Source organism: Niabella beijingensis, from assembly GCF_020034665.1.
In the GTDB taxonomy this organism is placed as follows: Bacteria; Bacteroidota; Bacteroidia; order Chitinophagales; family Chitinophagaceae; genus Niabella; species Niabella beijingensis.
This window is the reverse complement of the sequence record NZ_JAIQDI010000001.1, coordinates 1,284,752-1,300,026: the sequence shown is the minus strand read 5'-3', so window position 1 is coordinate 1,300,026 and position 15,275 is coordinate 1,284,752. Positions and strand designations below refer to the sequence as shown.

The window sequence follows — 15,275 nt, the reverse complement described above, 5'->3', positions numbered from 1 at the left end:
GGCCGACAGCTCGCCATTCTAGTCCTGCGGGGCATATACTTCATAAACCGGACTGAATAAATACAGTTTACCGGTTTTCATTTCCTGGCATTCATAGCGTTTGGTGCGCTTCCTTCCTTTTTTAAAAACACGCCCGTCCTGAAGGGCGAACAAAGCGCCTTCCGGCAATTCTTCCACCAGGTAATGATGCTGTTTCCGCTCATCGTACCGGTAGAGGATACGCTGCAACCCCTCCTCGGCGCAGGTGGAGGCGCCCGGATTGTGAAGGGAGCGTTGGAGCTCAAGTGCGATGTCCTGAGGGAACACGGCTCTTTCGAGAAAGCGTGCCAGCAGGCGGCCATAATTGCTTTTCCACTCCCGGCCGTGGGCCATTACCTTGTTGCCGTATTGCTCAAAAGTGATAAGATGCGCCAGTTCGTGCAGCAGGGTGATCAGGAAGGCATATTTATTCAGGTTGCCGTTCACACTGATACGATGATGTTCCGCTGCTGCCCGGTGCCGGTAGTCGCCCAGAACCGAGGAACGGCTTTTGGCAATGGTAAGATGCACGTTGTACTGTTCCAGGTAGGCCAGAACGGACGCATAGGTATCGTCCGGAAGATAAGCTGCCAGCTGCCCCATGGGAACCTGTTTCTTAGGCATCTCTTTTTTTATTATTGAATATGGTTTTCAGGGTAGTGGTCTCTATCAGCGAATAGATGATATAAATGCCCAGGCAGATAAACAATGCCGGTTTGTTGATACGCCCCTGTTGCGTATAAATATAAATAAAAGCAGCTACCGCGCAGGCAAACAGACGGATGATGAAACCGCCGTAAAATACACGCACAAATACCTGTGGGTTGGGTTTATCGATGGCATTTGCCGACCGGATGATATTCAGCAGGCTGATCAAAAAAAGCAGCAGGTTGCCTGCAAGCACTACCGTAGTGTCGATATTGTTCTTTTGTAAAGGTTCTTTTCCGAAGATAAAAATACCGCTGATTACCACAAATACGGCGATCATCAACCGTATGGGGATCTTGATGGCGGCTTTGGCGCTGGATGAAGTCATTGTTTTTTCCTGATCGTTTCTTTATACAATTTATAAAAGGTTACTCCTAAAACCAGCAAAGGTAACACGATTATGAACAACGGCGAAACATGAAGTTTTTTATCCAGCCAGATGGCTGCATATACTGCCAGGCCGATCAGGACCAGCAGCTGGGCGGTCAGCCCCAGGTATTTAAGCCAGGAATTTTGGGAAGGTTGGTTCATTTTTTTGGTTTTAAACAGGTTAAAGGCGGTATCTACGGTGCAGCCTCCTGATTTTTTATATATTCCCTTGGGGTAACCCCGAATTGCTTTTTGAATTCTTTACTAAAGTATTTACGATCGTAAAAACCCACCATCAGGCTGATCTCATTGATGGAGTAACTTTTTAGCTGCAAAAGTTGCGCCGCCTTTTTCAAACGGATCGATTTGATAAAATCATTAACCGACATATCAGTAAGTGCCCGGAGCTTTTTATAAAGCACGGACTGGCTCATCGCTATTTTAACGGAAAGCGGATCCACGCCGAAATCCGGGTCATCCAGGTGCTCTTCAATGATCTGCACCAAGCGGTCGATAAAGTCTTTGTCTGCCGACCGGATCACGGTGTTTACCGGGGCGATCACAAATTCCTTGCTGAACTTCTGCCGCATCTTTTCGCGGGCGGAAAGCAGGTTGTGCACGGTCAGCTGCAGTATCGGTACGCTGAAAGGTTTGGTAAGGTATATGTCGGCCCCCCTGCTGAGGCCGGTGATCTGATCTGTCTGCGCGCTTTTGGCCGTCAGCAGTACAACGGGAATATGACTGGTGCGCTCATCTGTTTTGAGCATGTTGCATAACGCCAGACCATCCATTTCGGGCATCATTACGTCACTGATGATCAGATCGGGGATCTGCTGGATGGCGGCTTCCCATCCCTCCACACCGTTTTCGCAGAGCGTGATCTGATAATGATTCCGGAGGGATTCCCGGATCAGCCGGCGGAGCGATTCGTTATCTTCCACCACCAGTATATGAAAGGAGGCGCTGTCCGGCGAAAGCCCGGGCATATCAGCAGCCGCAGGGTTGCTGCTGCCTGCGGATTCGTCGTGCTGCCGCTGCCCGGGTATTATTTTTGTGTTCTTAAAATGGGCATGACCTTTCAACAGGGATACCGTAAAACTGGTAAGTCCTTCGGTGTCGTTCGTTGCAGGTCTGCTGGTGGCATGGAGCGCACCTTTATGCAGGGCCACGATCGATTTAGACAGTGCCAGGCCGATCCCGTATCCGGTGTTTTTATCGGGATTGTCTTCTGCCTGGAAATAATTGGTAAAGATCTTATCCAGGTATTCGGGGGCAATGCCTTTTCCGTTGTCGGTAATGTGGATCATTACCCGGTCTTTTCCATCCTCCACATACATACCGATGCGACCGCCTTCCGGTGTGAATTTAAAGGCATTGTTAAGCAGGTTGAAGATGACTTTCTCCATTTGGGTCTCATCAAAATACAAGAATATTTCCGGCAGGTCGTGTATCAGTTGCAGCTGTATATTTTTCTTTAGTGACAGGTCCTCAAACGATTCGTATATGGCGTTCAGGAAGATGATAAGATCGTTCCGCCTGATGTGCAGCGGTATTTCTGTTGCTTCGGCTTTTCTGAAATCCATAAGTTCTGTTACGAGCTGCAAAAGGCGGTGCGCGTTGGATTTGAGGTGTGTGAGCTGCCGCATCAATCCGGGATGTTTGCGGTGCTCCTGTTCGATCTGCTCAATAGGTGCCTGGATCAGTGTGAGGTGGGTGCGTATCTCATGGGAAATGTTTGTAAAGAAGTTCAGCTTCATTTCGTGCAGGGCATGATCCTTCCGGAGTAAGGCGCGCAGGTAAAAGAACCGTACCACAAAGAAGAGCAGTGTAAAGCCCGCCGCTGCATAGATCAGGTAGGCCCACCAGGTAGCCCAGAATGCCGGCAGCACTTTGATCTTTAAAAAACGGGGGGTGCTCCATATCCCGTCATTGTTGGCGCCTTTGATCGCCAGGGTATAGGTTCCCGGGGAAAGGTTGGTAAATGTTGCTGCGGGTATGGGAGAATAGATCCAGTCTTTATGTACTTCCTGCAGTTTATAGGCGTACAGGTTTTTCCCGGGTTTTATAAAATTAAGCAGGGCAAATTCTACCGCGAAGGTATTGTTGCGGTAGGGCAGTACCAATTGGGTAATGTGGTTGATATCGTCTGGCAGTATACCGGAGGGATCTTCCACTGCTATTGTTTCATTCAGTACTTTCAGGCCGGTAAAAACCAGTGGTGCCGCATCGGTATTTTCCGGGATCTGGTCCGGCCGGAAACCGATCAGTCCTTTCATGCCGCCGAAGAATAACATGTCCGACCGGGCTTTAAGGAAGGCGCCTTTATTGAATTCGTTGCCGGGCAGTCCGTCGCTTATGGTATAGGTGCGGATCGCATTTTTTTTCGGATTGAATTTTACCAGCCCGTTGCCGGTGCTGAGCCAGAGATTGTTCTCCTTGTCGGCAAGGATACCGGTTACGTTGTTATTGGGTAGGTGTTGTGTGATGCCGTGAACACTGAAACGGTGCTGATCTTCGTTATAGGTTGCCAGTCCTCCATAATACAATCCCAGCCAGATGATGCCCCGTTCGTCCTGTGCAATGCAATTGATCTTCAACGGTTCGGTGGCATTGGTAAAAGATAGGGCAGTGATAGATGACGTGCGGCGGTTAAAACGCCAGATACCTTTCAGCGTACCGATCCAGATATTTTGCTGCCGGTCTTCCAGCAACGCCGTGATGTATTCGTTAAGCAGCGGTTTTAGGACGAATTGCAGGGATGCAGGTTGCAGCAGTGTTCCCGTACGGTTAAAAACATTCAGTCCCCTGCTGGTGCCTACCCAGAAAAGCCCCTGCTTATCTTCAAGAAGGGCCGGGATCTCTGCCTGGCGGTAATTTAGCACACCGACCTCATTGAGATAGGTTTGGAAGGTGCCGTTTTGAGGGTCAAATCGGTTCAGTTTACCGCCATGCGTACCGATCCATAAATTTTTATCCCTGTCAATATAAATGGTCTTTATCAGGTTGGAGGCCAGGCTTCCGGCTGCATCAGGTGCATTTTTATAGCTCCGGATCTGATGGGTCTGCTGGTTGACAAAGTTTAATCCGCCCCCTTCTGTGCCGATCCACAGGTTATGCGCATCGTCCATTGCTATGGAGCTGATGATATTGCTGCTGATCGCGGGGAAGGAGTAGCGCTGTTGCCACACAGGAGCATTCAGCGAAGGATTGTACGCAACATTGACCCCTCCGTAAAAAGTGCCTGCCCACATGGAGCCCTTTGCATCGCGGAACAGGCATTGGATGGAATTCTGACTCAGACTGCCCGGATCATCAGCATCGTAGCGATAGGAGGTGCAGCGGTTTGTAAACGGATCCATAATGCTGATACCATCCTGGGTGCCGATCCAGATATTGCCTGCCGCATCGCTTTCCAGTGCCCGGATATTATTATGTACAATGGCATCGGGGTTACGGGCGTCTGCAAAAAAATGGGTGAACTGTTCGGTTGCCGGATCAAAGCGGTTCAATCCGTTCAGCGTTCCCAGCCACAGCGCGCCTGCGGCATCCTCATAAAAAGCGGTCACAAAATTATCGCTGATAGTTCCGGCGCCCTTGTCCCGGATGGGAAATGATTTCTTTTCATACCTGCCGGAGGTCAGGTTGATCCGCAGCGGCCCCGACTGCGAATCACCTGCAATCCAGAGAAATCCTCTGGAATCTTTAAAAAGCCGGCGGACCCGTTTGTTTTCCTGTTTGCTGAGGATGCCAAGTCGATCGGCCCTGGTAAACCGGTTCTTACCGGGGTCGGTGAGTACATAAAGGCCATTGAAACTGCCCACCCAGATCCGGTCTTTGTCGCTTATGATCCAGTCGATAACAGGGGCGCTGGTTGCCACGTTGTCGCCCAACGGTATTCTTTCAAACCGGTTTTTTTGAGGATTGAACCGGTTAAGCCCCTTTTCCGTGCCGATCCAGAGGCCGGTGGCCGGGTGGTAACAGATGGTATTAATATAGTTATTCGATATCGATGTACTGTCTGCAGGATCGTTTGTATAAACCTTGAAGCGGTAGCCATCATAACGGTTCAATCCATAGCGCGTACCCATCCATATAAATCCGGCATCGTCCTGAGCGACCGTCAGCACCGTATTTTGTGAAAGCCCGTGTTCTGAATTAAGGTTCGTAAAGGACACTTTCTGGGCACCGGCTGCGGCATAACAGCACAATAGTGCTATTACCCAACTAAGATATTTGTACTGGCAACACATTGGTATATACTCTAAAACAGCTGGTCCGTTCAATTTTCTCCGGGGACAGCAGGTGCTGACATGGGTGTGCAACCATTTTTACCGATCCGCTAACCTAAAAAAAGGGGAACCCTACAAATGTAAGGGTATTTTATTTGTAAAAAAGAGGACAGATCTGTTTCTCTTAAAAATGAAAAGTTTTTAATATTTTGATAATCAGATTGTTGGAATCGCCTTTGAAACTAAACGCTTTTTTCCCCCTTTTTAAGCAGGATTATCACCCTTTTTCACAGCAGAACGGCCGCATCTTTAACACCACGGAACAGAGATTAATTGCGGTGTAGAAAATTACCGGAGAGAAAATTGAAAGAGGGATGATTGCCATAAAGACAGCTGTATCTGTTTGTTCCGCCATTTATTAATTCCACGTATTGGTTTTTCATTAAATCAAAAATGATCTATTTGAGGATGAGAAAATTGCTATTAACTGCCCTGTTGTTTGCCGGAATAGGCGCACATCGTGCCAGCGCAGGGGCTGCGGCACCGGAGATCGCGGTATCTGCTGCCTGGTTTCAGGATACTATTCCTGCAACCGATTCAGCTTCGCCGGACATCCGTATCAACATTGAAGGGTATATCGGATCCGTTGGCACAGAGCTGGCGTCAAAAGGGGATTCCGTCCCGCTGCTGCTTCAAAAAAAGATGCCCCTGATCACGGTTCCCCAGTATGTGAAAGGAGCAGCTGCCGGTCTTTATATACAGGAAAATACGGGCGAGCCGGGAACAACCCGTCAGTTCATGTACCTGCGCGGACTTGCCAGACCGGTACTTTCAATAAAGGATATGTACGATGTACAACCGGCTGTTTATGTTAACGGCATTCCCCTGATACAGGACAATCCCTTTATCTATAATATTCAAACCTATACAGTAAACCCGGCCGGCCCTGCGAATAATTTACTGTCCACGCTGAGCCTGGACAATATCGATCAGATCCGGGTGGTAAAAGATTACAGGGATGCCGCCCTTTTGGGTCCCTTTGCTTCCAACGGTGCGGTTTACATTACCACCAAAGCTGCAGCTGCGGGAGAAAACAGGGTGAGTGTCAACAGCTATATGGGATACGTACAAACCCCGGGGATCACTACCATCAATGCGGAATATGAAAAGAATTTCCGGCTGCCTTTCTATTATAAATATGGTACCGCAGCAGATTTCGAATCCATGCCGGCCTATTTAAGTGATTCGTCCAATGCCAGCTACTATGGCCCTTCCAACTGGACAGACCGCTATTACAAGAATACACCCCAGTACTCGGTCAATGCCAGTTTAACAGGTGGCTCAGAGCGGGCGAATTTCAGATTTTTCGGAGATTATACCCGTTCAGTGGCGGGCGCGGACGATACGAAGTTTGACCGGTACAGCGGCTCCTTTTATATCAACATGATGCCTACCCGCTGGCTGACCATTTCCAGTATGATCAACGGAAGCATCCTGGACCGGGACCGGAATAAAAGCTTTGTAGACCGTTTTGCTGAAATGCAGTTCCTGCCCAATTCAAAGAACCCGCTGGCACCGAACCTTAATAACTACAATGCCTTTCTTGATTTTTATGATAACACCATCGACGACAATGCCACTACTTCCATCCAGGGTTTTTGGGATATGAACGCGCGGTTGCTGAAGGACCTGAATTATGATGCCCGTGTTGCGTTCGACTACAACGAAGGACGGCGGAATATATTCTGGAACAGCGCACTGTTTGACGGCAGCAATTACGCCTCCAATTATTTTGGGTTTAACCAACGGCTGGTTATTGAAAATACGCTCAATTTTAAAAGGGAGCTGAAAAACGGAGATGTGTTGAAGCTGAAGGGCGGCATTTCCTATACCGGCGATATACAACGCTATAATTACGGGATCGGGTACAATGGTCCGAATGACTATATAAAGGTGAATGTGGTAAAGGGGAACAAAAAAGAGCCGGGAACCTATCTTATATCCAAGGGATTTGATGTATACAGTTTTACAGACAAAATGCAGCAGCGCCTGATGTCTTTTTACGGTAAAGCCGATTACAGTTTTTCTGATCAGCTGGATCTTGGGGCATTGGTGCGGAGTGACGGGTCCTCGGCCATGCAGCCCGGAAACCGCTGGTTCATCTCCTATGCTTTTGACGGAACATATCACCTGGCACCAAAAATAAATTCAGCCCTGTTCTCCCGGTTGGATGTATTTGCTTCCTGGGGAAGGATCGGGGATTTGAGAACCGATCAGAACATTGGTGCCGGCCCGCAATACCTGTCGCAGCTGGGTTGGGCCAGCTATCCCACCCTGGGGTCTTATAATTCTTTTGGTACTTATTCCCGTCCCTATAACTATGGCTGGATCGGCTATGATATTCCCTGGGCGTACAGCAGCCAGCTGAATGCCGGAACCGAATTCGCTGTTTTGAAAGACCAGATCGCTCTTCGCCTGGAATGGTATTCGAAGGATAACAGGAATGTTGTTTTCCCGTCGCCGGTAACCGCAGAGTCCGGTTATATTTATGAATGGAAGCCGGGAATGGAAGTGAATAATACGGGGCTCGACCTGACCATCAGCTCCCGGCTGGGCAATAAGAACGGTCACGGACTCTCCTGGAACGGACAGCTGAATGTCGGGTTCAATAAGAATAAATTAAAGGCGTTACCGGATGGCCTGTCGTCCGTAATCACCGACGGCCGCAAACTGGAAGTAGGCAAGGCGGTAGATCAGTTCTGGCTGCTGCAGAACAATGGTATCTATAATACGGACAGTGAAGTACCGGTAGATCCGGCCACCAATCTGCCCATGACCTACAGGGGCATTGCCCTGAAAGCGGGCGATCCGAAATGGATGGATGTGAACGGAGATTATACTATTGATGATAAAGACCGCATACTGATGGGAAATTACCTGCCCAGGATAAGCGGTGGCTTTGTCAACCAGTTCGCCTATAAAAAATTTGACCTCAGCTTTCAGCTGGTATTCGCGCTGAAAAAACAGGCGATGAACCAGGTTGCAGCCGGTTATTACGGTTTTATTGAAAGAGACAACGCCAATACCCTGGAGAGTGTCAAAGAGATCACCTACTGGGAAAAGACGGTGGAGCCCGATGCCTATGAACGTTACAATCCGTGGAGCCAGGTGCGCCCTTACCAGGTAGATCAAAGCATTTTTATGGAAAGTGCTTCATTTCTTAAGCTGAGGACAGTAAGCCTGGGTTATCAGGTCTCCAATAAAGTGCTTGCCAATAAAATAAGAAAGATTTATCTGTACATAACCGGAACGAACCTGCTCACGTTCACCAATTATTCGGGCAAGGATCCTGAACTGATCGAATACAACGGATATGATACCGGGTATGGCATGCGCTTACCCAAAAGTTTTATCCTGGGCGTAAAGGTAGACCTGTAACACTCATTTTAAAGTATAATGTCTTTTATCATGCATATAAAAAACAGAAGGCTAAGACTGGCGGCTATGTTCCTTTTCCTTTGGGCGCTGGGCAGCAGTTGTAATAAAATACTGGATATAAAATCCTCCAATTTAATTAATGAAAGCAATGCCTGGAGCTCTATAAATGATGCGAGGGCCGGATTACTGGGTACCTATGGATTGTTAAGAACGGCCCTGGCGGAGAATGAGGCGAATTGGTTGTACGGAGAACTCCGGTATGGCCCGTTTGTGGCGATGAACCGCCCCGACCTGGATGCCATTATCCATAATAACCTGAAGCAGTCGCATGATCTTTTAACCAAAGTATCCAACTGGCGTAAGTTCTATGCGGTGATCAACAGCGCCAACTTATTTATTGAACGCTCAGGAGAGATCCTGCAAAAGGATCCCCAGTATACCCGGCTGAACAACAGTGTGGACGTCGCCCAGATGAAGGCGCTTATCGGTCTCACTTATTTTTACATGGTACGCATTTGGGGGGATGTGCCTTTGCTTACCAAATCGTATGACGGCACATTTCCGCAAATCCCGAGATCGGAAGCAAAAGCCGTTTTGAAATTTGCAGAGACGCAGCTGAAAGAAGCGGCTTTGGTATTGCCGTTTGTTTACGGGGATGTGAATGCGGATTATTTTCCGGGGCTTTATTACGGAAGGAGCATTACTACCTGGGCAGGGGCATTGATCAACAGGAATGCCGCCTATGCCATACTGGCCCATATTGCGGCATGGGACAACCGTTATCTGGATGCTTCTGTTTATGCAGATTTTGTGCTGAACAATGCCGGCAGGTCAGGCATCCAGTCTTCTACCACCTATGATCTGACCCGCTCCGATGGCTTTTTCCTGAACGTGAACAGCAACCAGGTTTTTGCACTGGGCATGTCTTCGCTCAACGGCGAGGCAACACCTACGGGGCATATTGAAAATCTGGCACTCGCCAACCCGCTTATTCCAAGGGCCAATCCGGCCGTTTATATCCCGGATAGCAGGATCGTGCAGTTGTTCAACCAGCCGGGAGACGAGCGGTTCTTTATTGATTCGAACGGCGTTGCCCATTCGTATTATTTTTCAAAATCATCATCGGATCTTATCATCTTCAGCAAGATCAAGGTCATAGGGTCGGGTGGCACACAGCAAAATACCGCGGGGGAAAATACCAATGTACTTACCCGGTACAGCTCCCCCGTGATCTTTACCCGGCTGGAGGAAATAAAGCTGCTGAAAGCGGAAGCCTTAACCGTACTGGGCCAGGGCCGGGATGCGCTGGATATCCTCAACGGATTAAGGACGAACAGAGGTATCGAAACAACGATTGAGACAACCGATGGATTGCTGGAACAGATCTTCGCAGAACGGACCCGGGAGTTACTGGGAGAAGCCTGGGCCTGGTACGACTATGTGCGGTATCAGCAGATAAAAAATAATGATGCTGCGTTCAATGCCATTCGTCAGAAAGGAGGAATCTACTGGCCGGTGGCCCGGGAAGTGCTTGATCAAAACCCTTTGCTACAACAAACAGAATACTGGAAATAAGATAGCCCGGCCGGAATGCCGCCTGCCGTATGGGTTACCGCCATTAATAAAATCAGACAAATGAGAAAAATATATTTATTGCCCCTGTTCCTGGTCCTTTTTATGACAGGACTGTTCTATTCCTGCCGGCAAAAACCGGATGGGTATTATGATTTCAGCAATAAAGAGAATGTTTTTGAAGGAACCATGTATGAATACCTGAAATCCAAAAACGGTATCTATGATTCCCTTTTAAAGACCATGGAACGGGTGCCCTGGCTGAAGGACAGTCTGCAGAAGGAGAACGGCGCCTTTACCCTGTTTGCCCCGGTGAACAATAATTTCCGGCTGGCCCTGCAGAACCTGAACATTGTACGACAGGGAACCGGCAAGCCGTTGCTGGACCTGAACACCGTGGATGCATTGCAGCTGGATACGTTAATGGACTGGTATGTGGTAAAAGGGAATTATACAACGGACAGTATGTTGTATGTGGATGGATTGTACATGCGCTCGGCAAAGAACAACGACTCCCTGCATGCGCAACGGGTAATTGATGGTGCGCAAGGTGTAAAGGATGGCGGGCCAACCAGCGTATACTACAGCTATACCAACCGGTCGCAGTTTGTGAGCAACTGGGTGCGTGCGCTTACCCAGGTGGTGAATATCAAAACGAAGAACGGCACGGTGCATGTGCTGTCCTTTGCCAATGAGTTTGGCTTTAACCAGTTTACTAACAGGATGAATAAATAATAAAACGGTATGAGAAATAATTTTTATGTGACCCTGCTGCTGCTGCTGATGGGCATAGGAGTACAGAGCTGTCAGAAAAAGTACCTGCCGACGGACCGTGATGCGTTTGATCTGGGGGCCTCTTTCTCTTCAATGGTATACCGCCCGGTTCTGGGCCGGACGACATTGTTTACCGATAATTTCAGTGATCTGAATTCTTCCAAACCCCTGAACTTCCGGATGCTGAATATCCGCACGTTTGATGGGTCCGCGGCTCCCGAGCTGCTGAAACCATTTCCTGCAACGGTCTGGATAAAAAAGTATACCGGAAAGGAAACCAGTCTGGCCGAGATCGAAGCCAAAAGGAAAACAGAAGATCATCCGCTCTTTGAAATAAGAGCGCATTCGGGTGAATTTATATTATGGTCGAGCGCCAGCTCATCCCTGTTGCGTCCCATGCCCGATTCAGGATATGTTTTTGATGTGGAAGTGAGTAATAACGGCGGACGTAAAATTATTGAAGGATTAAAACTGCAACCTTACCGGGAGCGCGACTATGAGCCGAACAATGCAGACCCTGTTACGGGGAATGTGGTCAATGAAGCGGTGCATCCGCTCTCGGTTTCAAATATCATCGGTGATTCATCGGGCATTACATTAAATGCGCAGGACATTGATATTACATTTCACCGGGCATCCTTTACCGGGTCTTCGCTCACGTTCAAGTTCCTGGATGATAATAACCGGCTGATTGATCCCGCACGGTTCAATCTGACCGACTGGGCGAAGCTGTTGCATGGATTTAATATGCAAAAGACCAATACCTATATTAAATATGATGTCGCCTATCCTATTCCGCTGGTGGAAATACCTACATCCTATACCAATGGCCCGGGTACCATGGCCCATTTAAATTTTGGCTACGAACGGCTGGGGTTTGGAGGGATCCGCCAGGTTTCCGGTCTTTTATTTGATTTTGCGATATACTCCAAAGGAGACTGGGAGATCGTTATCGCCTTTAGAAAAGAGACACCCAGATTCGACAACGATTAATTTTTTAAGCAGCAGATATGAATACTAACAATATGAGGTATTTTCTTTCATTCATACTCTTTTTCTTTTCGGCAGCACTGCTTCATGCGCAAAACAGGGTAGTCAAGGGTAAAGTAATGGATAACACCAGCAAAAGCCCGCTATTCGGTGTTACCATTAGTCTGTCTGATACTGCCAATGCCCTGGCAGCTACCGACGAGAACGGAAACTTCTCTGTAATTGTGGCAACGGGAACTGCCACGCTTCATTTTTCCAATGTTGGTTTTAAAACAAAAACGGTAATCATCAGGGGAAAAGAGGAGGTGGAAGTATTTATGGAGGCCAGCAATGACGCCATGCAGGGCGTGGTGGTACAGGGTTTTCAAAAACGGTCAAAATCCACCGCAACGGGGTCCACCATAAGTTTAAGCGGGGAAGATATCCAGAATGTGCCGGTATCGAACTTTACCGAATTGCTGCAGGGAAGGGTGGCAGGGGTGAACATACAGAACACGACCGGTATGCCCGGCTCACGCACTTCCATGACCTTCCGGGGAATGACTTCGGGGTCAATATCCGGTTCCGGAAACGATGCCTTTCTTTCACCTACATCTCCGTTGTTTGTAATTGATGGGGTACCGGTAGATGTCAACTCCGGCTATGAATATGGTTTTGACCAGAGCGGTCCGGGTATGAGTCCTTTATCCATGATACCTCCGGAGGATATCGAAACGATCGACTTTCTGAAAAGCGGTGGTGCCACGGCACTTTACGGATCGCGGGGAACTTACGGCGTGGTGCTGGTGACGACCAAGCGCGGTAAGACAAAAGTGCCTGTTATCCGCTACTCCGGGAAGTTCTACGTAAATACAGTACCAAAGCTGAAGCCGGTGATCGGAGGGAAGCTGGAGCGGGAACTGCGCATACAGCAGATCCTTGAGAATGATTCCAGCCTTTATTCCGGCCGGGACAAAATTGATATGAACCCCGGACTTTCGGATTACCTCAATCCCTATTACAATAACGCTACCGACTGGCAGTCCATTTTCTATGGACCTACCTACAACATGAGCCACAATATACAGGCCTCCGGCGGCGATCAGAAATTTAATTACAAAGTGAATGCCGGGTATTCCAAGGATAAGGGGATCATCAAAAACACGGGCTTTACCCGTTATGCCCTTTCCATGAATACGGATTACCGGCCTACCGAACAGTTCAACCTCACCACTTCTTTTAATGCCAGCATGGGTGAACAGCAAAAAGGAAATGGCAATGGCGTATCGCAGACGGGAGTGGCTTCCGCTGTTTCTGCTTCTTCACTTCTTCCCCGGCCGTCTTTTTTTGGAGGTAATTCCGTAGCCCTTGGTAATTTTTCCAACCGTAACGAGAATAAATCTAGCAGCCTGATGGGGAATATCCAGGTGCGGTATGAATTCCTGAAAGGACTGACCGTATCGGATAATTTCAGTTATACCTATACAGCAGGCAGGGAAACGAATTTCACACCCTCGCTGATCAATAATAATACGGCAATGGCCTATGCCTACGACGACAAAAAACAGGAATTGAATAACCGGGTAATGCTGGCACTGAACAAGCAAATCGGTGATCACCTCATCAATGCCTATGCTTTCAATGAGCTTACATCAAGGACGTTTTATCCCAAGGCCATTATGCACTATGGTTCACCCAATGATCAGTATGAAGGACCACTGGGGTATGACCCGGGAACCGGGTTATGGGGCATTATAGATAACTATACTCCCGGCTACCGCATCATGGGGAACGGAGGCAGTGTTACGTACAACTATGATGGCAGGTACATCCTGGATCTCTCTTACCGGTTTGACGGTACTTCATCCAATGGTCCCAATCAGCCCTTTATCCGTAACCCTTCCATAGGAGCAAGATGGAATTTCTACCGGGAACATTTTCTGGAAAATGCAGCATGGCTGAGCAATGGTTCCATCCGGGCCGACTGGGCAAAGAACATTACCCCCCAGGGCAGTATTTTTGATGCCAATGGTAAATACCTGTTCACCGGCCGCTTTAATAACAATCCTACTATCGGTATGGACTGGGAGTTTATTCCCAACCCGGATCTGTTGCCCATTACCGCACAAAAGTACAATGCAGCGATAGAGCTGGGCTTCCTGCAGAACCGTTTCAATCTTACGGTGGAATCGTATTATGAGCAAAAAGATAATGAATTGTACGATTATGCAATTGCGGATCACAATGCCTTTTCAAAAAAGAAAGCCAATGCGCTGAGCTCTGTTAACTACGGATACGAATTTTCATTGGGTGTTACCCCGCTTCCCCGGACCAGTAAAGTGCAGTGGACGGTAAATTTTAACGCCTCCATTAACCGGAACGTGGTAACACATCTGCCGGATGATGTGCGCCTTCTTTTCAAATACGACAACGATAACAAACAGGATATTGTTTACCGGCTCGGAAGAAGCAACCTCAGCTATATCCTGTATCATTACCGTGGAGTGTTTCAATCCGATGATGAAGTGCCCGTGGATCCCGCTACGGGTAAGCCTTACAGGGTGCAGACAGATAAAGGAACCTATTATTTTGGTGCCGGCGATCCCTACTGGACCGACCTGGACGGGAACTATATCATTAATGGGAACGACCGGGTAATAGCGGGCAGCGCTGCCATAAAGATCTTCGGCGGGATGCAATCCAACCTCCGGTACAAGGATTTTTCGCTCAATATCAATATGTCGTATGTAAAAGGACGTGATATCCTGAACAACGCCCTGGCACAGCGGCTGCAGTCTTATGGAAATCCCTTCGCGCTTGAGAAAGATGCCAGCCTGATCCCCATTAATGATATCGATTTCTGGTCGGCGGACAATACGGTGGGCAGGTATCCCTATCCCTACAATTACCTGTACAACGGGCTGTATAATCCTTTCCGTTTTGATCAGACCCTGTTTATGGAAGACGGATCCTACTTTAAGATCAACACGGTTACCTTAACCTATATGTTGCCCAAGTCGCTGATCTCCCGTTTCAATATGACCACGTTCCAGGTATTTGCCACTGCCAATAATGTATACACCTTTTCGAGATACAGCGGCCCCGATCCCGAGCTGGTCACGGACCTGGGTAAGGACCGGTCGGATGGATATCCCAACCGGAGGAGCTATACACTTGGTTTAAATATTCAGTTTTAAA

The 15,275-nt window shown here is 48.3% G+C and carries 9 protein-coding genes; 5 read left to right on the top strand and 4 right to left on the bottom strand.

Annotated features, from left to right (window positions below; genetic code table 11):
• Positions 1 to 18: 18 nt before the first annotated feature.
• Genes K7B07_RS05410 through K7B07_RS05395 form a run of 4 tightly spaced genes read right to left on the bottom strand, consistent with a single transcriptional unit; the run spans position 19 to position 5,270 of the window.
• Positions 19 to 642, bottom strand: coding sequence for a SprT-like domain-containing protein (locus K7B07_RS05410; protein ID WP_223708077.1), 624 nt, complete (start codon positions 640 to 642; stop codon positions 19 to 21).
• Positions 635 to 1,054: a hypothetical protein gene (locus K7B07_RS05405; RefSeq protein ID WP_223708076.1), complete on the bottom strand. Its 420-nt coding sequence runs from the start codon at positions 1,052 to 1,054 to the stop codon at positions 635 to 637. The genes K7B07_RS05410 and K7B07_RS05405 overlap by 8 nt, the downstream gene beginning before the upstream one ends.
• Positions 1,051 to 1,257 carry an AtpZ/AtpI family protein gene (locus tag K7B07_RS05400; protein WP_223708075.1) on the bottom strand — a complete coding sequence of 69 codons (207 nt, stop codon included), beginning with the start codon at positions 1,255 to 1,257 and terminating at the stop codon, positions 1,051 to 1,053. Before K7B07_RS05400 ends, K7B07_RS05405 begins: the two co-directional genes overlap by 4 nt.
• Positions 1,258 to 1,289: 32 nt before the next feature.
• Positions 1,290 to 5,270 carry a hybrid sensor histidine kinase/response regulator transcription factor gene (locus K7B07_RS05395; RefSeq protein WP_223708074.1) on the bottom strand — a complete coding sequence of 1,327 codons (3,981 nt, stop codon included), beginning with the start codon at positions 5,268 to 5,270 and terminating at the stop codon, positions 1,290 to 1,292.
• 522 nt (positions 5,271 to 5,792) lie between these two features.
• Here K7B07_RS05395 and K7B07_RS05390 point away from each other — a divergent pair.
• From K7B07_RS05390 to K7B07_RS05370, 5 genes are read left to right on the top strand one after another with little or no spacing between them, the layout of a single operon-like run.
• Entirely contained in the window at positions 5,793 to 8,762 is a 2,970-nt protein-coding gene (locus K7B07_RS05390; RefSeq protein ID WP_223708073.1) for a TonB-dependent receptor plug domain-containing protein, read from the top strand.
• A gap of 30 nt (positions 8,763 to 8,792) precedes the next feature.
• Entirely contained in the window at positions 8,793 to 10,337 is a 1,545-nt protein-coding gene (locus K7B07_RS05385) for a RagB/SusD family nutrient uptake outer membrane protein (protein WP_223708072.1), read from the top strand.
• 60 nt (positions 10,338 to 10,397) lie between these two features.
• Positions 10,398 to 11,069 (top strand): fasciclin domain-containing protein, encoded by a 672-nt coding sequence (locus K7B07_RS05380; protein ID WP_223708071.1) that lies wholly within the window; start codon positions 10,398 to 10,400, stop codon positions 11,067 to 11,069.
• 9 nt (positions 11,070 to 11,078) lie between these two features.
• Positions 11,079 to 12,101 (top strand): DUF5007 domain-containing protein, encoded by a 1,023-nt coding sequence (locus K7B07_RS05375; protein ID WP_223708070.1) that lies wholly within the window; start codon positions 11,079 to 11,081, stop codon positions 12,099 to 12,101.
• 32 nt (positions 12,102 to 12,133) lie between these two features.
• Positions 12,134 to 15,274, top strand: coding sequence for a SusC/RagA family TonB-linked outer membrane protein (locus K7B07_RS05370; protein ID WP_223708068.1), 3,141 nt, complete (start codon positions 12,134 to 12,136; stop codon positions 15,272 to 15,274).
• Position 15,275 lies beyond the last annotated feature (1 nt).